25 protein-coding genes and 1 other annotated feature are annotated in these 22,005 nt (G+C 45.0%); of the genes, 14 read left to right on the plus strand and 11 right to left on the minus strand.

Annotated elements, in window-relative coordinates:
• Positions 1-28: 28 nt before the first annotated feature.
• Genes GVY42_RS03025 through GVY42_RS03035 form a run of 3 tightly spaced genes read left to right on the plus strand, consistent with a single transcriptional unit; the run spans position 29 to position 1,829 of the window.
• Positions 29-340 (plus strand): DUF2199 domain-containing protein, encoded by a 312-nt coding sequence (locus GVY42_RS03025; RefSeq protein WP_236548979.1) that lies wholly within the window; start codon positions 29-31, stop codon positions 338-340.
• A gap of 14 nt (positions 341-354) precedes the next feature.
• Positions 355-1,098, plus strand: coding sequence for a hypothetical protein (locus GVY42_RS03030; RefSeq protein WP_159562272.1), 744 nt, complete (start codon positions 355-357; stop codon positions 1,096-1,098).
• A gap of 41 nt (positions 1,099-1,139) precedes the next feature.
• Entirely contained in the window at positions 1,140-1,829 is a 690-nt protein-coding gene (locus tag GVY42_RS03035; RefSeq protein ID WP_159562273.1) for a VOC family protein, read from the plus strand.
• A gap of 21 nt (positions 1,830-1,850) precedes the next feature.
• Here GVY42_RS03035 and GVY42_RS03040 read toward each other — a convergent pair whose 3' ends face one another.
• Positions 1,851-2,660, minus strand: coding sequence for a GGDEF domain-containing protein (locus tag GVY42_RS03040; protein ID WP_074037051.1), 810 nt, complete (start codon positions 2,658-2,660; stop codon positions 1,851-1,853).
• A gap of 217 nt (positions 2,661-2,877) precedes the next feature.
• Here GVY42_RS03040 and GVY42_RS03045 point away from each other — a divergent pair, with 217 nt between their 5' ends.
• Genes GVY42_RS03045 through GVY42_RS03055 form a run of 3 tightly spaced genes read left to right on the plus strand, consistent with a single transcriptional unit; the run spans position 2,878 to position 5,127 of the window.
• Entirely contained in the window at positions 2,878-3,423 is a 546-nt protein-coding gene (locus tag GVY42_RS03045; RefSeq protein WP_159562274.1) for a short-chain dehydrogenase, read from the plus strand.
• A complete protein-coding gene (locus GVY42_RS03050) occupies positions 3,401-4,378 on the plus strand; it encodes a serine hydrolase (protein WP_159562275.1) in 978 nt (325 codons plus the stop codon). The genes GVY42_RS03045 and GVY42_RS03050 overlap by 23 nt, the downstream gene beginning before the upstream one ends.
• 23 nt (positions 4,379-4,401) lie before the next feature.
• Positions 4,402-5,127, plus strand: coding sequence for a MerR family transcriptional regulator (locus GVY42_RS03055; protein WP_159562276.1), 726 nt, complete (start codon positions 4,402-4,404; stop codon positions 5,125-5,127).
• Positions 5,128-5,132: 5 nt separating this feature from the next.
• On the opposite strand, the gene GVY42_RS03060 is transcribed toward GVY42_RS03055, so the two are convergent.
• Positions 5,133-5,834 carry a CPBP family intramembrane glutamic endopeptidase gene (locus GVY42_RS03060; RefSeq protein ID WP_159562277.1) on the minus strand — a complete coding sequence of 234 codons (702 nt, stop codon included), beginning with the start codon at positions 5,832-5,834 and terminating at the stop codon, positions 5,133-5,135.
• A 91-nt stretch (positions 5,835-5,925) separates the two neighbouring features.
• Between GVY42_RS03060 and GVY42_RS03065 the strand changes: the two genes are divergently transcribed.
• Positions 5,926-6,312: an NUDIX hydrolase gene (locus tag GVY42_RS03065; RefSeq protein ID WP_159562278.1), complete on the plus strand. Its 387-nt coding sequence runs from the start codon at positions 5,926-5,928 to the stop codon at positions 6,310-6,312.
• A gap of 67 nt (positions 6,313-6,379) precedes the next feature.
• On the opposite strand, the gene GVY42_RS03070 is transcribed toward GVY42_RS03065, so the two are convergent.
• Positions 6,380-7,603, minus strand: a complete 1,224-nt coding sequence (locus GVY42_RS03070; protein ID WP_159562279.1) for an MFS transporter — start codon at positions 7,601-7,603, stop codon at positions 6,380-6,382.
• 68 nt (positions 7,604-7,671) lie between these two features.
• Positions 7,672-7,924, minus strand: a binding site (T-box leader).
• Positions 7,925-8,208: 284 nt separating this feature from the next.
• Positions 8,209-9,261, minus strand: coding sequence for an MFS transporter (locus GVY42_RS03075; RefSeq protein WP_159562280.1), 1,053 nt, complete (start codon positions 9,259-9,261; stop codon positions 8,209-8,211).
• Between the two features lie 127 nt (positions 9,262-9,388).
• Between GVY42_RS03075 and GVY42_RS03080 the strand changes: the two genes are divergently transcribed.
• Positions 9,389-10,150, plus strand: coding sequence for a helix-turn-helix domain-containing protein (locus GVY42_RS03080; RefSeq protein ID WP_159562281.1), 762 nt, complete (start codon positions 9,389-9,391; stop codon positions 10,148-10,150).
• Here GVY42_RS03080 and GVY42_RS03085 read toward each other — a convergent pair.
• From GVY42_RS03085 to GVY42_RS03105, 5 genes are all read right to left on the minus strand, one after another.
• Positions 10,137-10,541 carry a nucleoside 2-deoxyribosyltransferase gene (locus GVY42_RS03085; protein WP_159562282.1) on the minus strand — a complete coding sequence of 135 codons (405 nt, stop codon included), beginning with the start codon at positions 10,539-10,541 and terminating at the stop codon, positions 10,137-10,139. The genes GVY42_RS03080 and GVY42_RS03085 overlap by 14 nt on opposite strands.
• Positions 10,542-10,559: 18 nt before the next feature.
• Complete coding sequence (locus tag GVY42_RS03090) at positions 10,560-10,844, minus strand: hypothetical protein (RefSeq protein WP_159562283.1); 285 nt, start codon at positions 10,842-10,844, stop codon at positions 10,560-10,562.
• Entirely contained in the window at positions 10,828-11,307 is a 480-nt protein-coding gene (locus GVY42_RS03095) for a helix-turn-helix transcriptional regulator (protein ID WP_159562284.1), read from the minus strand. Before GVY42_RS03095 ends, GVY42_RS03090 begins: the two co-directional genes overlap by 17 nt.
• A 29-nt stretch (positions 11,308-11,336) precedes the next feature.
• Positions 11,337-11,633 carry a hypothetical protein gene (locus GVY42_RS03100; protein ID WP_159562285.1) on the minus strand — a complete coding sequence of 99 codons (297 nt, stop codon included), beginning with the start codon at positions 11,631-11,633 and terminating at the stop codon, positions 11,337-11,339.
• A 95-nt stretch (positions 11,634-11,728) separates the two neighbouring features.
• Positions 11,729-12,934, minus strand: a complete 1,206-nt coding sequence (locus tag GVY42_RS03105; protein ID WP_159562286.1) for a sodium:proton antiporter — start codon at positions 12,932-12,934, stop codon at positions 11,729-11,731.
• A gap of 119 nt (positions 12,935-13,053) precedes the next feature.
• Here GVY42_RS03105 and GVY42_RS03110 point away from each other — a divergent pair, with 119 nt between their 5' ends.
• The 5 genes from GVY42_RS03110 (at position 13,054) to GVY42_RS03130 (ending at position 16,425) form a co-directional block, all read left to right on the plus strand.
• Entirely contained in the window at positions 13,054-13,422 is a 369-nt protein-coding gene (locus tag GVY42_RS03110; protein ID WP_159563637.1) for a PH domain-containing protein, read from the plus strand.
• A 100-nt stretch (positions 13,423-13,522) separates the two neighbouring features.
• Entirely contained in the window at positions 13,523-14,203 is a 681-nt protein-coding gene (locus GVY42_RS03115) for a hypothetical protein (RefSeq protein ID WP_159562287.1), read from the plus strand.
• A 6-nt stretch (positions 14,204-14,209) separates the two neighbouring features.
• Positions 14,210-14,878, plus strand: a complete 669-nt coding sequence (locus GVY42_RS03120) for a hypothetical protein (RefSeq protein ID WP_159562288.1) — start codon at positions 14,210-14,212, stop codon at positions 14,876-14,878.
• Positions 14,879-14,976: 98 nt separating this feature from the next.
• Positions 14,977-15,435: a GNAT family N-acetyltransferase gene (locus GVY42_RS03125; protein ID WP_236548980.1), complete on the plus strand. Its 459-nt coding sequence runs from the start codon at positions 14,977-14,979 to the stop codon at positions 15,433-15,435.
• A gap of 9 nt (positions 15,436-15,444) precedes the next feature.
• Complete coding sequence (locus tag GVY42_RS03130; RefSeq protein ID WP_159562289.1) at positions 15,445-16,425, plus strand: Gfo/Idh/MocA family protein; 981 nt, start codon at positions 15,445-15,447, stop codon at positions 16,423-16,425.
• Between the two features lie 145 nt (positions 16,426-16,570).
• Here the strand turns inward: GVY42_RS03130 and GVY42_RS03135 are convergent, their stop codons facing one another.
• Together GVY42_RS03135 and GVY42_RS03140 are read right to left on the minus strand one after the other, a co-directional pair.
• Positions 16,571-19,957 (minus strand): dynamin family protein, encoded by a 3,387-nt coding sequence (locus tag GVY42_RS03135; protein ID WP_159562290.1) that lies wholly within the window; start codon positions 19,955-19,957, stop codon positions 16,571-16,573.
• Positions 19,958-19,973: 16 nt separating this feature from the next.
• On the minus strand, positions 19,974-20,594 hold the full coding sequence (locus GVY42_RS03140; RefSeq protein ID WP_159562291.1) for an NAD(P)-dependent oxidoreductase: 621 nt from the start codon (positions 20,592-20,594) through the stop codon (positions 19,974-19,976).
• 175 nt (positions 20,595-20,769) lie between these two features.
• Between GVY42_RS03140 and GVY42_RS03145 the strand changes: the two genes are divergently transcribed.
• Positions 20,770-21,861, plus strand: a complete 1,092-nt coding sequence (locus tag GVY42_RS03145; RefSeq protein WP_074037031.1) for an aromatic acid exporter family protein — start codon at positions 20,770-20,772, stop codon at positions 21,859-21,861.
• The last annotated feature ends 144 nt before the right edge of the window (positions 21,862-22,005 follow it).

A 22,005-nucleotide genomic window follows, 5' to 3' on the forward strand; every position in this document is an offset into this window, starting at 1 on the left:
TATCAACGGATGCCTCGAAATTCCAATCATTGGAGAAGACGATCCTTTCATCTGGAATGTCTGGGTATCACTCAGTCCGAATAACTTTTTCAAAGTCATCGATTTATGGGATGAACCAACGCGTATTGACCTCGATTCGACGTTCGGCTGGCTATCGACGGAACTTCCTATCTATCCAGATACCATCAATCTAAAGACAAATGTACATATGCGTGCAGTCGGAATACGTCCATTGATTGAACTCGAACCAACGAATCATCCTCTTGCAATGGAGCAACGTAATGGTATCACCAGGTTGCGGGTCGATGATATATTCCGACTCGTTGAACGTAATGGATAAAGGAGGAGATCAGGGTGAGTCAATTGAAGTCATCTTTGATTTTCGATTTGTACACAGGAAATCAAGTGCTCACTTCGATTCAGCAGAAGATGTTGGAGCGAATCGAGTTACTTGTTCACGACAAACGATTCAAAGAACTTGGACACTTCATGCGCGACACTCCGGACATCGAGCAGCTGTTAATTGACTATGTGCTACTTGATCCGACCGATTCATATCGCTGGGATCTGCTTATTGGTTATGAACGGTTGGATCGGATTGAAGATTATGATCGAGTGAACGCGTTTTGCCGAACAGCTTTTTCATACCATCCAGATAAACCCTTCTACTTTGCCTTGGCGTTATATGATATAGGATGGAATGATTTCGAGATGGACGAGGAAGTCATTGAGGTAGCGAATCGATTGATCGAAGCAGCAACACCTGAAATTTCTGCATTGATTTGTCTAAGCATGTCAAAAGTGCTACGACATAAAGAGCGCGAGTATCTTCAAATGGCAATCGAGCGATGTCCGTGGGCAGTGCAGCCAACCTTTTCTTTAGGTGAGCATTACAGCCGGTTTAATCAGAGATTGGCTAAAACCTATATGGAAAAAGGTGTGGCTCAATTGGTTCTGACTTTTGATGATTCAGGTGAAAAGTCAAAGCCAGTGATTGGTTTCAATCCACACACTTGGCAGAGGGATGTTTGTAACGAGCTGTTAGGGATGGATATGAGTTGGACAGAATATAAAAAGTACAAGCGAATGATCAAATGAAAGAATTAAGAATAGTGATAAGGAATGCGAGGGAAGAAATCATGAGAATCACAGAAACGACACTCTACACGAACCGACTTGACGAAATGAAACGTTTCTATACGGAACGACTTGGATTATCAGTCAGTGAAGAAGACCTGACCAGTTTTCGAATCAATCTAGGTGAAGATGCGTTGGTATTTCAAGAGGCTAAAACGGAGCAAGAGCGACAATACCATTTCGCTATCAATATTCCGGCTAATCGATTCAAAGAAGCGAAAGAATGGCTGATGTCACGTGTCCCGCTTTTAACTGAAGACGGGGAGGACGAAATCTATTTTGAAGGAATCGATGCATCATCGCTTTATTTTTACGATACGGACGAGAATGTCGTCGAGTTGATTTCTCGACATTCGATTAATCCAGAAAGTAACATCGAGTCCTTTTCGTTGAATGAATTTCTTGGAATTGGCGAGATGAGTTTGACTGTGGAAGATCCGCTACATGTCGCACAAGAACTTTCAAACATCGAGATCCACCGCCGAGACGGTAACCAAATCGATGAGCGTCATCTGAACTTTTTAGGCGCACCGAATAGCGAGACATACATTTTATTAGTTCCTCCAGGTCGTGTGTGGCTGTTTTCACCAAAACTGTCGATTCCGAGCCCAATTCAGATGGTACTTGATCAACGATACATCGTCGAAATGGATGAGAAACACGAAATTCATATTCACTCCATCAAAAAATGAGTTCACAATTGAACTCATTTTTTAGTCTTTAGATTCGACATACCGATGAATTTCTTCTAATCGTATGACTGCGTTCTCCAAGTTCACTTCAAACGATTGGTCTGAGCATTCAACAGTGAGCGAATCACCGTTCTGACGTGAATAATCTAGTAGTAGTGGTCTGATTCGTTCATGTACAATTTGTGCATTTTCGATTGAAGTTCGAGGGAAAATCATGGCGAATGTGTCTTGCGCAACCCGATACTTCTTGTCCGTTCGTCGAGTCGCTTCGTGAAGTTCGTCACTAAAATAGTATAAGAACCATTCATATTCGGATGAACCATACTGTTTTTCAAAATGATCGAGAATGGGCAGTGTGATGAATGACACCACGAACGTTTCACCGTGGCGAATCAACCGATCCCGTTCAGCCTCTATATCCATCAAAAAACGATCACGGTTATCAAAACCGGTCTCTGGGTCGACCGCAATTAACTGACTGACCCTCGCTTCCGCAACCTTTAGTGCAAACTGGGCATGAAACAGCTTGACTTGGAGCCAGTAAGACAACCCCGTCAAAATCGCTAATAGTAATAAAATATATAGTTGCGCAGTAGCGGCAGTCTCATACACAGGCATCGTGATTAAAAAGTAAGCAGCGAATCCTAACAGAATGAGTACACCAGACGCTCGGTGAATGAGCAAAGTTGAAAGATAAAGAATCGGAATACAGATCATCCACCAAACGGGTAGATGATTCAGGATCAGCACAGAGGAAAGTAGAATACTACATGTCAACGATACAACGATGAGTGCGATTAGTTGTATGGACATCGTTGTCCAGTGTCTCATAGGTATCCTCCTCTTAAAAGAAATAAATTGCAATGATAACACTATTATCCATTTTCCGAAATAGTGATTGTTCAAACCGATTCGAACACTTGATTCATTATAAGTGATTCACTCTATTTTAAAAGGCTTATTTTTGAAAAGACGTGAATGTTTGCGAACACTTCTTTAGAAAAAGAAGTACGAATGATTGGTGTATAATGGAAAAAGAGGTGATAGCATGAATCGAAAACATATATTGCTCGTCGGAGGGACGGGGATGTTGGCAGGACTCGCATCTTATTTGGCAATCGAACATAATGTCACGGTCATTGGACGAAATAAAGAAAAAATGGCAAGCGTCGTACAAAGAAATCCTGAAACGTGTCATCCGCTGATTGTTGATTATTGCGATGAGGAAGCACTTTCAAACGCACTACAGCGTGCAGTGCAAAAAAACGGTCCATTTGATCGAGTCATCGCGTGGGTGCACCGAGGCTCAGGGAAAGCGATGCAACTCATTTTGAATCATTCGGAAACTGCAGAGGTGATACATATTTTAGGTAGCCGGGCGAATCCGGAATATGAGAAGGCATGTCTATGTCTCAATGAACAACAGCTGTATCGGCAAGTCCAATTAGGTGAAATGCATAAGTTGGCATCTGTCCGTTGGTTGACACACGACGAGATTGTGAAAGGTGTTCACGATGCTATGCAGAACCAAGACGACTATCGATTGATTGGTACACGAAAGGATGACATAAATGTTCACTCGAGAAACGATTAGCGAATGGATGGAGAAGCACCATGTATCAAATTTAGATTTGGCAACTATCACTGAAAGAAGGGAGTTGTCCGCATTTCAATTGGGAGACGTCTCTTGTGAAGGCAGGATGTTCGCCGCCTGTTCGATTAGTAAATTTGTAACGGTGATTCTCATTTTGAAGCTCGTTGAAGATCAGAAGTTAAATTTAGACTCGGAAATCAATGATTATTTCTCTTCCTTCACGTTGAATGATGAAAATGGGATTCCTTCACAAATCACGATACGACAGCTCATCCAACATCAGGCTGGCATAATCGATTTGCCTGATCAGTTCGGGACGATGGATCAATGTACAGAGATCCCTTCGATGGAAGAGATAATATTGGGTAACACACCTTATTATGAGCGACCGGTGTTTATCCAGTCACAGGAAGTTGGGACGTTCCACTATTCAGATTCTGGTTACTGTTTACTCCAACATGCGATTGAGCAATGTATGTCTTCTACATTTGAAAAAATCATGACTGAATACATCTTTGCACCGCTGGATATGAACTCAAGTTCGTATGATTTAGAGAGGATAGAGAAGTATGGCGTTATCGGGATTGAACCAAACGGGTCAGTCGTCTCTCCAAAGTCATGCTATTATCCTTACCCTGCAGCGAGTGGTCTTTGGACAACGGCTTCCGATTTAGCGATACTCGTCAACGCAATTACGAAAGAAGGGTTCTTGAGTAACGCGTCAAGAAGGGTTTTATTCACACCATCTTCCACAAATGCCGAAGTAGGACATGGTCTATTTATAAATCCCAACAAGCCAGGTAAGGGATTCTCATTCGGTTGGGGGATCGGGTTTCAATGTTTGCTCGTGATGGAGAAAGACTCTCCAACAGGTTTCATTTGTTTGTCAAATCGGAATGAAGGGGTTCATCAACTCGAAGGATTGATCGGACAGCTACTAAGGGCATACACATAACGTATTATAAGGAGGGCTACACGTTGGCTAGACACTATTCAACGGGAGATGTCGCAAGAAAACTGAACGTGTCAGTGCGTACGCTTCGATACTATGACCAAATCAATTTGGTCACTCCATCGTATACAAACGATGTACAGAAACGATTTTATAGTGACGACGAAATGTTTCGCCTTCAAAAAATCATGCTTTTAAAATCGATGGCCGTGCCGCTTGATGAGATTCGGAGAATCTTAGATGAGCAATCACTTACAAGCATCTTGTCCGCACATCTGTCCTCGTTAGAAGGAAAGATAGAGGAATTGAAGCAGGCCAGAAACCATACTGTCACACTCCTTCAATCCATGAAGCTTGAAAATGAAAAAATCGATTGGACGAAACTACAAACTATTCAAGCTAAATCAAATGACCGGGGACAATGGACGGACTATTTTTCGGAAGAAGAGTCTGATTCATTGAAAGCAAGCTTACCTAAATTAGAAGACGGTGAGCATGATACGAAAAAGTGGATCAACTTGATTCGGAGAATTGAAATTTTATTGGAACGTGGGGTCGCCCCTTCCTCAAAAGAAGCTCAAATTCTTAAAGAAGATTTGACATGGTTAACAGACGAGACATTTGGACAAGATCAACAATTGATTGAATCATTTTGGATGATTCGAAAATCAACTGATGCATCGAATGAATTAGGACTGTATCCAATCGATGCATCGATTCTTGCCTATATTGATTCACTATATCAAGAGTGATTCCCTCACGCCAATGCAGTCAATAGAACGGCTAGCCCATTAAAGGTGCCATGGATGAGCATGCTGGAATATATAGAGTTGGTCCGTTCATATACCCAAGCAAATACTAGTCCCGATACAAAATTGACGAGTAACGTGTTTGTCGTCGGTAAATGAGCGAGAGTGAATATTCCAGCACTTATTAGCATCCCGATCCAAACCCCAAATCGTTCTTGAAAGAAGCGGTATAAGAACCCACGATAAAAGATTTCTTCATAGAATGGTGATATGATGGCCGCCGATCCAAACGCAATTAGTATGGAGATAATCGACAAGTCACTTTGCAAACTCTCTGTTTTTGTATTCGACGTACCGATGCTGAAATATGATTGGACTACGACGATGATGATACTGAGTACAATTAACACAATTGTCCATAGAAAGATCATCCCCGAGTCTTTCCATGAGATGCGGCGAAGTCCTAACGTTTCGAGCGATAAGGTCCGAGGACGTATTGCGACGAGATAGAGGACGGTCATAAATATTATGGCTAATAACAGGCCGATACTTGTTCCTGAATAGAGGGTGTTTCCCCATGACCGCTCTAAAAAGTTGTGTAAGTGTTGCTCGATGAGTAGGGGCGTCACTCCGAATAGAAGAACCATCGTAATTGCGAACTGGTTCCATGTCCAAATGGGAGATATTTTCTTTTGCATTTGATTCAACATCATATTTCCTCCTTATGTGGTTGTAGCCCCATCATATCGGGTGACGTAACGTCACCTGCAAGCAGAAAAATGAAAAAGGAGTATTAAGACTATGGAACAATGGATTGGATCAGCTGCTTTATGCATCAACGAAGAGAAGGAAGTCCTACTCGTAAAGAATCGTGACATACAACAATGGAGTTTGCCATCAGGTGGTCTAGAAGACGGAGAAACTCCGGAACAGTGTTGTCGGCGCGAAGTGTTAGAAGAGACGGGCTATCGCATTTCTGTTGATCAACGACTAAATATCAAACGAGCCATCATATCAAACTTTCAGGTCGAGACACATTATTTCTTGGCAACGTGTAAGGAGCGGTTGGTGACCGCAACTATCGACTCGGACATGGATAAAGTCAATTGGTGGTCGATTCATGAATTGGAGCGATTGGAACTTGCATTTCCAGAAGATCTTGAGCTGATTAAACGGTGGAGTGTATGATGAAAAATCAATGAAGCGATTCATCGATTAGAACAAGCCGGTCGCATATAAGCGACCGGCAAATATATTAAGATGCTTCTTCAGTTTGATTGTAAGTGAAATAGTTCCGTTTCGAACGGTCGCGCATGACGTACATCGTATAACAACCGATGAGGAAGAAGAGAATGGAGAATGCGAGATAGACCGGGCGAATCCCAACTATTTCGGCAAGGAGTCCAATCCCGAACGTGAGTAGGATGACGAGTACTGATTCTCCCACATTGATAACGCCAGAGAACCGACCCATGATTTCGACCGGGACATGGTGCTGATAGAATGATAAAAATCCGGTATTTGCAAAGGCAAGCGCGAATGTCAGGACAAAAAATCCAACTGAGGCCATCATGAATGACGATGAACTTGCGAAAAGAAGATAGCCGACTGGTGTCATGATGCCCCCGAATCCGATACAAAACGATAAGGATAAGCGGTGACTCCATCTTGAATTAATGAGAGAGCCTGCAATAATCCCGATTCCAGCGATACTGACGAGAAATCCGTAGCGGCTCTCAGATAAGTGAAGGACTTGGGTCGCGAATGACGCTTCCAACGAGTCGAGTCCAGACATGAATATGGTCATGACGCAGAACAAGCCATAAATGAGCATCACATATCTGGCATTCGAAGCGAATCGGATGACAACCTTCCAATCGTCAATGATCATCCGCATAGAGAATGGTTCAACAGGCGCATTCGTTCGAAGGTGAGATGGGAGGAGCATCAGCATACCGACCGATCCAATGAGTGCGAAGGCGTTCACAAAAATCGCAAATGTCGGGCTCCCGACTAGAAAGAGTAGACCCGCAATCGTCGGACCTAAAATGAAACCGGATGACTGTACAAAGTTTTTCATCGCATTGAACTTTTGACGGTTCGAGGCAGGTACGAGTTGCGTCATGTAGACCAGGCTTGATGATTCGAATAATGAACTCATCAGATTCAGGATGAAGACGACTCCATAGATGAACCATAAAGAATCGATCCAGCCCAAGCAGAATACGAGACATGCGCGCAGGACATCCAGCAACATCATCAGTCGTCTCGTATCGACCCGGTCAATCAGGCTACCTGACCAAAGGTTCGCCGTGATTGAAGCGAGTGGGACTAATACATAGAGAATCGAGACGGCGAATGGAGATCCCGTCATCTCGAGGACAATCAGGTTGAGCGCGATAAAGTATACCCAAGCACCGAGATTTGAGATTCCGACACTGACGAGCAGTAGCGTAGAGGTTTTTCGAAACGAGTTCAAGTCAATCACTCCTTCTATTTTTTAATCACTTTCGCAACGCAAAAAAATCCCACCCCCAAGAACGAAGTCTTGGGGACGAGATTCTCATCGTGGTGCCACCCCTGTTCGTCCGCACGTCACCGTACGAACCTTGTTTGGTACTGCCGAACGAGTCGGACTATACCTCAACTCTATAACGGGAGTGCCCGTCGCCATATCCCTCGGGGTGAGTTCCATGGCGCTGCTCGGAGTCTTGTTTCGATCCATCTTCTTTACCCTTTTTCACCGGCGGGGCTCTCTACGAAAGATTCATGGATTTACTCTTCTCTTCATCGCGTTTATCAGATCATTTTTGTAAGGATAGCACATTGTGCAAATATTGGAAACGTTTTTGGTAGATAGATGTATATCCCCTTCAAGATACTAAACTATGATTGTGATCTAGGACGCTTTCTTCATTTCTAAAGGTTGGCACTTATCCAGTTCTTTCAAGATTGAACGATATAAGAAGATTGCCAATATACCAAAGCAAATATAAGTGATGGCCATCCAACCAGGTGACACGACATCATAAGTCGAGACGCTGATTGCGCCAATGAGAAGCGCACCTCGGTAGCGGAGACCGTTCACGGCCAAGTATTGACGCGGAGGTGGTCTTCGACGAGTCGAGCTAGCATGGCTTGATGAATGGGGACATATAGCAGCTCTCCGAACGTGAAACAAGCCGTAGCGAGCACTAGCATTGAAAAATCATTTGAAACCGGTAAAATGGCGAATCCAAGACTGAACAGTGTGACACCCGTGTAAAGTAGCGCACGTTCAGAGATAGATTTGGTCCAACGCATCAACACAAGACCGAGCAGTAACACGAGAATCGTATTCTCCGCTCGAAGCAGTCCGAGAATCTTCGTCCCATCTAGTGAGAAATGAAAGAACGGGACAGCGTGTAACGTTTCAGCAAAGTGAATCGCGAGATAATGCGTAAGCTGCAACTCTAACGACAACGTCAAAATACCTGCGACAAGGTATTTCAAAAAGAGTTGGTTCCTCATGACCGTCTGGTATCCTGTCCATACATTAGTAGTCTTCTGTCCTTTACGCGGTAAAGGTTTATAGTTGTCTTTGAGTTTGAAGGAAATCAGGAAGACACATCCGAATGAAAGAATGGCTGCCGATACTAACAAGTAGAAGAGATGCTGTTCGAAGAAGAAGCCGCCGATTAAGCTACCGATGACGATGGAACCGTTCATCAGCCAGTAACTGAGTGTATACAAATATTTTCGCTGCTCGGGTCGGCTATCATCAATCAAGATGGATTCGTTTACTGGCGTGATGGCACTACTCAGAAGATTACTAGAAAAGAAAAAGATAAATAATAAAATGGCACTGTCGATTACATGGGAACCTGCGATTGTCATACCGATATAACATGCGAAACGTAGTATTTCTCCGATGAAGAGAATTCGTTTTCTTCCGTAACAATCGGACAGATGGCCTCCATAGAGACTTGCGATGAATGAGGCAATCATCGTCAAGACGATGAGCGGTCCGGTCTCCGTCGCACCGAATTGTCGAACGAAATAAATCGTCAAAAAAGGAAATACCGCGGTTTGAGTCAGCTTTTGAATGAAGTTCAAGCCAAGTCTAACTTTTAGGTTAGGATGAAGCGATTGAAACATGTGAATCACCATCTTTTCATAAGGTCAGTGAAGTGGCCACTTGACTGTTATGAACAGTATGCGTGATTTGAAGTGAATCATCGTGCACTTTATTGCTCGATTTTGGCGCAATAATCTGGAGGGATGTATGGAACAATTACTTACACTGCCTGACGTCACCATTCATTACGTGTCGTTTATTGGAGATTGGACGACAGAGAGAGAAGAGAGCGTAGAAGACATCGTCTGGGTGCTCGTGTTGGGAGGGAAAATCGGGATTGAAGTGGATGTATTCGAATATCGTCTCCAAGACAGCGAATCGATTGTGATTCAACCGAATCAGTCCTTTCGATTGTTCGCGGATTCAACTGAAACGACTTATGTGAGTTTTCGGTTTACTGCTAGCCGCTTGAGCGGATTTAAAAACAGGATCAATCCAATGTTTCCTTCGATAGCGGTCATGTCGACAAGAAGGCTGTTAGGGGAGTGGTCAAGTCGAGAGTTATTGGGGAATGCTTCGACAGATGATGTCATGACATTCATTCGCCATCATCTAAGCGATTCGATTGTGGATGAAGACATATTTGCACCGGTCTTGCGTGTCATTCATGATTCTTATCATACGGAGCTTCGCATTGAAGACTTGAGTCGAATCGTCCATCAAAGCAAATATCAGTTCATTCGGAGCTTTCGAGAGCGAATCGGTCAGACACCGTATCAATACATCACGAGACAACGCCTGATTCATGCGAAATCACTTCTACGCTATTCGGACCTTACGTTACTCGCAATCAGCCAGGAAGTCGGATTCAATAGTCCGGCTCAGCTGAACAGACATTTCACAGAATGGGTAGGTTGCACCCCGGCTCGATTTCGTGAGAATAAAGGACATCAGCTCAAACGTGATTAGAGAGCTCCAATTGATATTGGATTTGGTGGGGGAGGTCGTGGAACGATCCCTCCAAGCATTGTACCGCATCCACATGATAAAACGTGCTCGTCTCCTCCATATTCATCATCTGGTCACCCAAATCATATAGGTAAACGGGCTTGTTCGTTCCTAGAGCGATCCCGAGCTCTACATGTGCGCCTTTTCCTCCAGGCAAGAGGATGACGACGAAGTCCGCTGTTTGAATTCCAGCAACCTCTTCTTCGCCAATCGCACGTAACGCATCGATTGAAGCGGCACGTTCGTTTTGGGTCCAGTCGTACGTATGACTGTGGTCGAGCGCAATCAGTCGATCACGGATGAACCGTACTTCTTCGATATTTGAAAAGCTTGAACCGACATAAAATCGCATACAAAGACCTCCAATTCGTCACAAATGGTTCATCTGGTAAAGCGCTACGACATAAAATAGGATAATCAACAGACAACAGAGTACAAGGAAAAAAATCACGCTAATCAGGACGAATTTCATCATAGAAAGTGGAAGGTATGATTGAATCAAGCGCGTGATTGATAAAGACGAGAGTACGAGTAAAATGATTGTGCCAACGAACCAAATGTAGTCATACGCGATGTTTGGGATCAGCCAAAAGTAGACGATCGTTATGACGATTAGACTGAAAGCCATCATCAAATCTTTATGCTTTCGTGTCATCTGATTCCTCACGATGAAGTTCCAACTTCAACCGCACCTGTTCGGCATCTTCCGCATCAAACGTGCTGTACCATCTCACATGATCGAGATCGATGATGCGGTAATGTCCGCTGATGATGTTCTGTTGAAGAATGAAGTGGGACCCCTCTTTGATCGCATGCCAAAAGACACGTCCGCCGAGTGTTTTTTCTTTCGGCTCGTATGTGTTCTCGGTTGCAATCAGTTTGACGAATTCAACGGGGTCGTCGCCAATCAAGTGTACGAGAATCTCACTTTCATTGAACAGCGCGCATAGCGTCACAATCGTCGACCAGCTTGCTTCATTTCTCTCCTTCTCGATTTGGATGAGTGTTTTTTTTGAAATCCCAAGTAAGTTCGCCATCTCTTCCTGTGAATACTGGGATTCGATGCGAATCAATTTCATTTTTCGAGAGACTTGTCCAATAAATTCGGATTTTTTCATAATCGGTTCTTCCTTCCTGTTTGTTCGACTCAGAGCGTCGCCGAGCTTATGAAAATCAGTAACCATGAGATTCCGAGAAACACGGTGAATAAAAAGAGACAGACGATGACATAACAGCAAATGTATTGCCAATAGGACAACCGTTTTGATTGATAATAATGGTATGTAAAACTGAATGTCGCAATCCCAATCACTAAGAAAGCGACCATATCCCAGATGATTCCGACTTTCAAAAATGATGGGGTAAGAAATGAAGCGACGAGTGCAAGCGCGACGGTCACTATCCCAGTAGAGATGGCAGCGGATGGTGTTGAAGTGTTTTCCAACAGATCACCTCCTAGTATATTACAAGTGTAATTTTACACTTAAAGTAGTCGATGTCAATTCCCGAATAAAAAAATCCTCCCGAAGAAGGATTTTTTCACGTGTCATCTTTATTCGTTAAATAGGTAGTGAGCGGATAAACACCAATACTCTGTAAGACAAGAGAGAGGAGGATGACGGCAAAGGCGAGAGAAATCATTTCGCTCGATCCGTCAATGTTCTCTGCCTCTAGCCAGAGGACGAGGGCAATCGACATTGTTCCTTTAATCCCGGACCAAGTAAGGAGAGAAGTCGCTGTCAAATCGTCTTTAAATTCCTTTCGCCAGACAGGGACGGAATAGACGAGACCGCCGACAACGATGAACCGGGTCAGGATGGAAAGGAAGAATAATAGGGCTGCGAACGTCCAGAGCGATATAGACAGGTAGCTGGTCGCTTCGATTCCAATCAACAAGAACAAGAGAGCGAGTAGCATGGGAATCACAATGTCCCAAAATCCATCCAAGTGACGCTGGACCGATTCATAATTTTCTTTCATGCCAAGCTCATGGGAGAGCATCATGCCTGCTGTCACGGTCGCAAGGACACCCGATACTTCCAGCGCGTCGGCAAGATAGAAAGCCCCGTACGCGATGACGATCGTCAACATGACGAGTTCATGCTTTTTAAAACTGACAATCATCAATTTTTTAAGTACAAATCCAAAGACGAAGCCGATCCCGATTCCTCCAGCAGACACTATCAAAAATTCACTTAAAAAGCTAAGCGTGGAGAACCGCTCTCCCGTTGCGAACATACTAAGAAAAATCGTGAAGATGACGACACTCGTCCCGTCGTTCACCATCGATTCACCTTCGACGACGTCCGCAATCCGCTTCTCTCCTTTACTCCGCTTTAAGATCGCGGTCACAGAAACAGGGTCGGTCGGAATCAAGATGGACGCCAATAAGAAAGAGGCGGTCAAACTGAGTGGTGTAAACAACTCACTGATCCAAAACGTGCCATATCCCATCAAGATGGCAGTCAAGACAAGACCGACCGTACTCAATATCGTGATGATCCCGATATTGTCTTTCAAATCTTTGTATTTGAACTGATAAGCCGATGTAAACAGAAGTGCCGGTAGGAACACCTCGAAGATCATATCTTTTGAAATGAATACCGAATCAAAAAAAGCGATATATGAGAGCGCTATTCCGATCAATACCAAGATGACCGGAACCGGAAAATAATTTCGTTTGGAATCAATCAAATAAATGAAATAGCCAATCAGTAGTAATGTGATGATTTGCTGCGCAATCATGACGACGCCCTCCTCTACAATCAACATGCTATACATTATCTTCCCATTCGAGGTCTAATCAAACGAAAAATGTGGAATATAGGTGGTAGTACATGTCATTTATTCAGGGAGGAATCAATATGGGAAACCTGATTGGAGAGTTATCTTGGACGTTTTATTCCGAATGTGAGGTGCCGAGTGATATCACGGAGTCATTCATCGATGGGGAGCGGGCGGTCGCGGCCTATAAGACAGTCCGTGACGTCGCCGTCTTCACGAACAAACGTCTGATTGTCCGTGACGCGCAAGGACTGACGGGTAAAAAAATTGAGGTCTACTCGCTTCCGTACGACTCGATCAATATGTACTCGACGGAGAATGCGGGGAGGATGTTCGACTTTAATTCCGAAGTCCAGCTGTTCACTCGCGCCGGTACAATTAAAATTAATTTGAACAAGAAAGTGGATGTGCGTAAGTTCGACCGTCTGCTCGCAGAAGCAATTTTGTAAAATAGTGGACCGAAAATCTTTCGGTCCTTTTATTTGGATTTTTCTGACAATTAGTCGTATGTCGTGATACGATAGTACATAATGTGTGACGGAGGTTACGATGCGATATACAATCCGACTATTGATGGTCATGTTAGGTAGTTTGATGTTGGTGACTGGATTCATCTATTTGGCTCGACTGTTTTGGGATTGGTTTCACGACCCGACAAAAGGTGGGATCGTGCTTCTCTTTTCTGGAGAGGACGGAGTCAGCAGTGGTGATTATGAAGGGAAGTTTCGTCTGAAAGATGATAAGGACTTTCAAAACTTGAATCATGTCTTTTTAGACTATACGTTCGGAACAGATGGAACGGTAACCGAGTCGGGAAATTCGGTCTGGTTGTGGTTCTTTATTGGAGGTTTGATTGTTCTCCTGATTTTGATGCTCAGCATGCTACGGAAAAGAAAGCGTGTCATCTCGACTATTGATTTCTCGAGTAACGCTGTAAAGCGAGGAAATCGAACGACTAAGCCAAAAGGGTTTATGGAATCTAAAGAGATTCAATGGACCGATAGCGCGATTCGGAATGCGCTCATCCAGTTCAATCTGGACTTGCCGATTTCCTCAAGACACCAGTCGAATGAGACGGTGAGAGATTGGTTCAAGCGAATTGGCGTGGAAGAAGTGGACCTCTCCCCATATTGGAAATCGAGATATATGGATGTAGTGGTGAGTGATGAAGAATCTAGACGATTTCGAGCAGCGTTGGAGTTTAAGCGATTCGAAGACGGTAAGGGGTGATAGTGTATGAACGATGAAATAGAGGTGGTTGATTCCGATGCGCGCAAGTCATTGGGTTCCGCTCGTTTGGTCAAGACCAATCATCAATTCTACATCCATTGGAATGGGTTGATTATGGACTTCAAACGTCATGAATATGTGGCGGGTATTCGAATCATTGACGAGAATCACTTGTTCATCTGGGCATTTACGTTAGAAGGGGAACCAATCAATGCGTGGGTGTTAGATGCAGACGGAGACATCAAACATTCATTTCACGCAGGTAACGCGATTGCAGTAGTCGTTATAAATGAAACGGGAATCTGGATCGGGTATGGGGACGAGGGTATCTTTGGAGAAGGGGTCTCGACCGAGGCACTCGTCTGCTTATCAACAGAGGGAGCCGTACGTTTTCGCTATAATCAAGAGATCAGAAAGGCCCCGGTCCTTCATGATTGTGACGTGATGTGTGCATCAGAGAAGGGGGTGTGGGTCATCTCTTCAATCGACGGTCGTCTCGTTCATGTCCAAGTGGACGGACGGATTGACTCTTATCCGATGCCACGTCATCTCCTTGACTGTTCCTCGTTGACTATTGAAAACGGTGTAGCCTATGTCGGAAATGAGGAAAAGATTTATCGTTGGCCGTTTAAGGAGAGGAGACGTGCCGAAGTCTTTCAGAATGAAACCAAATAATAAGAGAGTATATTAGCTTTCAATATATTTCAAATACCGTATTTTTTAATCATATATAGACAGGGATGAACTAAGTGATCGTACCAATCAATACTAGTATGCAAGAAGATATTCGCAATTTTTTTGTTAAACATTGGGGTTCAACTCAAATGGTCGTTTCTTCGGGAACATACGATTGTGCAGAGGTCGAAGGATTTGTCTACATGAATACAAATCAAATTCACGGTCTTGTTACGTATGTTATTCGAGATGAAGAAGTAGAAATCATATCTCTTGATAGTCTGATAGAGAATAGTGGGATTGGCTCTCACTTACTCCATGCTGTTGAAGAAATTGGTATGCAGCACGGAGTTAAGCAATTAATCGTCATCACAACCAATGATAATTTGAGAGCGCTTGGCTTTTATCAACGTCGTGGCTATCGTCTAGAACGAATCATTCATGATGCGGTGACGCGGGCAAGAAAACTGAAAGCGACAATCCCACATGTCGGATATGATAAGATTCCTTTATTGGATGAAATTTTACTCATCAAAAAACTGAAAGAACAGAAATGAGGAATTCACATGATCCGTTTTGGCATTATTGGTACAAACTTCATCACAGACTGGTTTATTGACACAATCAATCAGTTGGATGACGTAGAAGTGACAGCTCTCTATTCGCGCACGGATTCGCGTGCTAACGAATATGCAGCGAGTCACTCCATCTTACATACGTTCACGTCACTTGAAGAGATGGCGAAGAGTGATGTCATCGATGCCATCTATATTGCGAGTCCGAACTCACTCCACGCCGAACAGAGTATCTTGTTCATGCAGCATGGCAAACACGTCCTCTGTGAAAAACCACTCGCCTCGAACGTCCAGGAAGTGACTCGTTTGGTTGAAGTGGCGAAGGAGAACCAGGTCGTCTTACTTGAAGCACTTCGAAACTTGTTCATGCCGAATTTTGAACGGATTCAACAGGCGATGGAGCGAATTGCTCCGGTGCGTCGGGCCGTCTTTAATAAATCACAGTATTCTTCACGGTACGACCTCTATAAACAAGGGGAGAACCCGAATACGTTCAATCCTGCATTCTCGAACGGTTCGTTGATGGACCTTGGTGTGTATCTTCTTGGTCCTGCTTTAAAACTGTTCGGTCAACCAAATGATATCCAGGCGAGCGGTGTGAAACTGGAATCGGGAGTGGACGGGAGCGGAACGGTCATTCTCTCTTATGACGATTTGGATGTGATCATCATGCATTCAAAGATTCATGCGACATCGACTCCTTCTGAGATCATCGGGGAAAAAGGACGCATCGTCATCGACGATATTGCGACGTGTGATGAAGTCCGTCTAGAGTTGCGAGATGGCACGTCAGAAATCGTATCAGAATCACAGAATGCTCCAATGTCATATGAAATCGAAGCGTTCGTCCGTGCGATCGAAGCTAGTGCTTCGGAAACAGTTGTACATTCAGCAAATGACATGATTCGTCTTGCTGATGTGATGACGAACGTTCGAACACAGCTTGGCGTGGTCTATCCAGCAGACAAATAAATACAAACTTAAAACGGTCCTCGATGTCATGTGCGCATCGAGGACCGTTCCCGTTATTCTTTGTTCAAATAGAGATATCTCAGAAACAGCCCCAGAACAATCGTCATAACGACAGCGGGAATGAGTCCGATGAGCAGTAATGTGTTCATACCGTTTCCTTTCTGAGCGATTCGAGTCGTTCATGCATCTCATCAAAGGAATGGTTGTCCGTCAACATGCTGAGCTCTGCATCGGCAAGTTCTTTCAATTGAGTCGACCACTCTCGTTCAATCTCGACTTCAGCTTTACTGATTTCCGTGTTGGCCTGTTCGATTTGCTTCGTATGAATCGTTTCAAGACGCGACCGAATCATATCGCGAAGAAGTGAGGTCAACTCATCCTTCAGTTGCGTCCGTCCGTCTCCCTCGAAAAATTGACTCGCATTCTTATAGCGCTTCAATACCGACTGATAAGGTGATGTCTCGAGATGAATCGGTTCGACAGCCTCTCGTAACCATGCCACGTCGAGGTCATGGTCAAATTCAAGCGTCGGAAGGAGCGACGCATGACGCTCGGTCATGCGTTCGACCAAGGCTACGAATTCGCGTTTAACATATCGCTCCAACCGATACTGGAACACTTGGAGCTCTTGCTGGATATCGTAGGCGTATTTGTCGAGTGTACGTCCGAGTGCGCGCTCCAGGCTCTTTCTCGATCCGTCGACCTCGACCGGATGGAACGTCTCCTTGACGAAGTCCGAGAGGCGTAGGAGCGAACGCGTCTCGAGGTGGGCGAGGAGTTCTTTCGCTTCCCGATCAAACAGGGCAATGAGTGCTGACATATCGAGTGCCGGTGGGTTCTCGAGTAAAGCAATCAATTGTTGGCGACGATGTTCTTTCGCCGACGCGTCTTCTTTCGCTTCGTTCAATACACGATCAAATGTAGCGAGTAGCGCTGTCGTTTCTTCCTGTATGCGCATCGCGTTGGCGAGGCGAAGGTCTTTGTCGACGTAGCGTTCAAGTGTTGAGACGAACTGGTCAAACCCAGCATCATCGCCGTGCATGGCGTTTCGGCTTGAGATGGGTAGGACGGTCGGTCTCCGAACACCGAGCGCGGTCAACTGTTGTGCCACGTAGTCCGTGACAGCATCCCGTTCTTCTTCATCTGTCGCAAGGTCAGACGCATTGACGAGGAAGAACATCTCGTGATCTCCAGTCCCTTGGACACGGCCAAGCTGAATGACGAGCTCCCGGTCTGCTTCGGTGAACGCATGGTTGTAATAGGTGACGAACAAGACGGCGTCGGCATCACGCATATAACCGAACTGGACCTCGCTATGTCGGTTGAACTGTGAATCGGCCCCCGGCGTATCGACGAAGACGATGCCACGATCTGCCCACGGTGAGTCGAGATAAAGTTCGATTTCTTTCACGATGCAGCTCTTCTCTTCTTGTGCGACGAATGCGCAGAACGTGTCATAGTCGACGACTTCCGTTCGTCCGAGGTACTCGAGCGGTGCCGATTTTACGGCATTGACGAACGGGTGATCGACATCGAGAGAGGCGAGGGAAGTCCCATAACCTTGTAACTCCACTTCGAGTTCATCGTGTGATTTGAAGGTGATCGATGCCGTTCGATTTGTCCGTCCGTTCGGCGGGACGATCTTTGTGATGGATGCCGTCAACGGGTTAGGGGACGTCGGTAATACCGTCTCACCGAATAGCGCATTGAGAGTCGAGGACTTTCCAGCCGAAAATGCTCCGAAGATGGCGAACGTGTACTGTTCATGCTTCGCACGCTCGATTTTCTTGCGTAATGTCGAGACACGGGAGCGGAATAATGGATGATTCTCTAATATTTCACATACCGCATTTTCATAAGAAAAATCAAAATCAAATAAGTGATAATCATCTTCCAAAATCGACGTCGATGCAACCTCTGATTCAACAACATTCGACTGTTTTTCCGGGAGATACGTTGCATCGACATAGTTTCGAACGGCCAACAGATTCACTTGATTCGAATCAAGTTGAAACTCCTTATATTTTCGAATCGAGTCCAAACGGTTCGAAAGACGAATCCGTAACGCCTCCGTATCGAGCGCTTCATACAACGCTTCCTCTTCAGTCGTAAATTGTTCCAAGCGTAAATCGACTTCCGCTTTCATATAGGTATCCGTCGAGTGGACCCAAGGTTCAGATACTTTCGTTACCCAGGACGCGAGGGCTGTCTCGATGTCACGACTGAACTGCAACACCGTATCACCACTTAGGGATGCACCGGATTTCACTTGTTCGGTGATGAGTGAGCTCGGTGCAATCGGGAGGACATCTCCTTTTGGTAGCAACGTTTCAGGAAGTTTCAAATCTCGGATGATGTCTTCCGCGTACTTCACGAGATGTGGACGTAAGTTCATATCAATCAGACGGTTGAATTCTTTGACCGCCACTTCCTCACGACGAGCTCGTTCCTGCTTCGTCTTCTCTTTCGAGAACAAAAGTCCGACCTTGAAAGAAGGAGAACAACTCTCGAGATAAGAGCGTAATAACTCACGGAACTCATACGTCATGATCGGTGCACTTTCGACGATTGGTGCCTGATGTTTGAAGAATTCGCGACGGAATGAGGTCCACCATGCCCGTTTCTTTTCAAGACGATGTAGACGAGATTGCATTTCCTTCGGGCTCTTTTCATAGGTTGTCAATAGGTCCAACATCGATTGAATCGATGTTTCGTTGCGGCGGACTAGCGTATGAATCAATGCATCCGCATGCTCGATTTGTTGCTGTTTTGCCTCGTTGATGACTTGACGTACATATGACCGCAAGCGCTCGACTTCGTTATGCGGATGTTGCCCATCACGAAGTGAAATGTAGAATGTGTCATTTGGGACGATGTCATGATGTCGGAACGCTTTCGTCAATGACGCTTTGAACTCCACGAAAGAGAGTTCACGCTCATCATGCTTGTCGATTTGGTTGATGATGATGGAGTAGGGACGTCCTTCCCGGCTAAATTGTTTCATCAGTCCGATGTTTTGTTCCGATTGGACATGGTTGTAGTCCATCATGAAGAACAAGTGATCAGCCAAGAAGAGCGAGCGCTCCGTCGCTTGGCGATGTCGTTCATCCGTCGAATCGATCCCTGGCGTGTCCATCAACACGACGTGTTCATCAAATGGGAATCGGTCAATCGTATACTCGACTTCCTTGATTTCCTCGACTTTGCAATAGTCGCTAATGTTTGATAGGGAAGAAGGATCTAATGAAATCCAATCCGTATCATTGATAGCGACGGCTGCCGCTGATTCGCCACCACGTAATGTGACGATGTTGGCACTCGTCGGAATCGGACTTGTCGGAAGGAACCCTTCCTCTAGCCAGTCATTGAGCAATGTCGACTTTCCGGCTGAGAAGTGACCACAGACGGCAATCCAAACTTCTTCATTTGTTACTTTTTGTAGGGCGGTACGGGCGAGTCGTGCAGCGTCCGTCATCTCCTCTTGTTCAAACGTCAAAGCGAGTCGTGCCAATTGTTCTTGTTGTTCGTGCATGTTTCCCATCCCCTAATTATGATTCCGTCGTGATGCCGACACGGTGTCCGACATAGTCATCGTCCGTTAAACAAGCCATCACCAAATCGGCAACGTCATCTCTCGAAATTGGACCTGAATGTTTCGTCCCCAATACCTCTTTTGACACGATGATTTCACCGGTAGATTGCTCATCGATCAGTTGAGTCGGACAGATGACCGTGAAGGCTAAGCCTGAATCCCGTAATAACTCATAAGCACGGGCGTGATCTTCGGCTGCGGTTGTCATCGTACGCTTCGATTCTTTCGTTTCAAAGCGGTAGTTGTCGCTGTCATGCGCCTGCAAGATGCCTGCGGTCCCGACCGTGATGATGCGTGTCACATTAAACTGTTTCATCGCTTCGATCACGAGTGGTGTGAATGTTGATAATACGTTTTGTTTGTCCGTCCCTAATGCCGATATGACAACATCTGCAGATCGAACCGTTTCAAAGACAGCGTCTCGATCGGTCGCATCTCCTAAAATTTCATCGATTTCTTCATTGGAACCAAGCGATTGTCTCGTTAGCAGTGTGACACGATGTCCCTTTTTGAGTAGGCGTTCAAGCACCCGTTCCCCAGTACGGCCACTTCCACCGAATAAAGCAATTGTTGACAAGTAAACCCCTCCCCATCAAGATGAAAGAAATATCCAACGCCATCATAACACGGAAGCGTTCACAAAACTGCCTGAAATGGTTCATTTCCCCTTGAAAAGAATATGGTACGTTTTAGAATTGAGGAAGAAGGCAAAAAATACATATGACAGGTGTAAGAGAGGAAGGCACCATTACATGAAATTTGGGGCTAGAACAATTAAGACTGGGCTATCGGTCGCAATCGTCCTACTGATTGCCGAGGCATTTCAATTCCAACAAATCGTCGTCCCGGCACTCGCTGCGTCACTCGCGCTCCTGCCCTCAGTTTATCAGACTGGACTTCGCTTGATTGAAGAGATGAAAGGGAACTTGATTGGAGCATTGCTTGCGGTCGGTTCCTTGCTACTCACTCCGAATCCGACACCGATTGCGATCGGATTCGTCATCATCATTGCCATCTCCATCCTTCTCTTTTTAAATTTAGAATCGACGACACGGACCGTCATCTTGACGACGATTCTCATCATGGAAGGGGCGAGCCAGTCGGATATGCCGGTGTGGGTGTTTGCAGGCGAGCGTTATTTACTCATCATGATGGGAATTACGGTTGCATTGATTGTGAATGCGCTCCTGTTCCCACCACGATATGAACGGAAACTCGAAGCACAAATCACCGACACATTTCAAATGGTTGTTCGAATCGCACGGTTATTTGCGGAAACAGAGGGTGGGCGCTCCTCATTCGAATCGTTACCTGAGACGAAGAAGTTGCATAGCGACTCAAAACAAACGTATGCCTATTTTGAAGAAGAAATTAAAGCGAATCGTTGGCTTGAGAAGAAGACACCGATCTTCCGTCGAGCTGTCCTGAAGTCTAAAATGATTGAGACGAACCGTGCCGCGCTCCACGTCATCGAGAAGCTCGATCATGATTTTCATACGATTGAACAACTTCCTCCCCAATTGAGCGAAGAGTTGTATCGCCATATTCGTCACTTGTTGCGTCGACATGAACGATTATTTTCAGCCTATGAGCTTGAGAACGAGCATCTCATCGACCGGGAAGAGGATCTTATCCATGAGAACTTTGACTTTGCGAAACTAATGATTGAGCGCATGCGAGAAGAAGAGGAAGAACTCATTCTCATTGTCGTGCCGCTCGTGGCGACGATGACTGACTGGGTCAAGGCAATGAATGAACTTGAACGCTATCTTGTCACTGAAATGAAGAAACATGGGGACAACTTAAAAGTAGAACCACGTAAGAAGTGGTTCTTCGAGGATTAAAGAACGAAACCGTCAAGAAAATTAAGACCAACATGTCATTGGGCCATGAATGAGTACACAGAATCGTGTGTGCCTTCATGGTTTTTTTGTAGCGATGTTTAATTGATCATCAGTCGATTACTAAGGATGAGTCCCGATTATAAA

The organism is Exiguobacterium sp. 8A (assembly GCF_902506275.1).
Taxonomy (GTDB): Bacteria; Bacillota; Bacilli; order Exiguobacteriales; family Exiguobacteriaceae; genus Exiguobacterium; species Exiguobacterium profundum.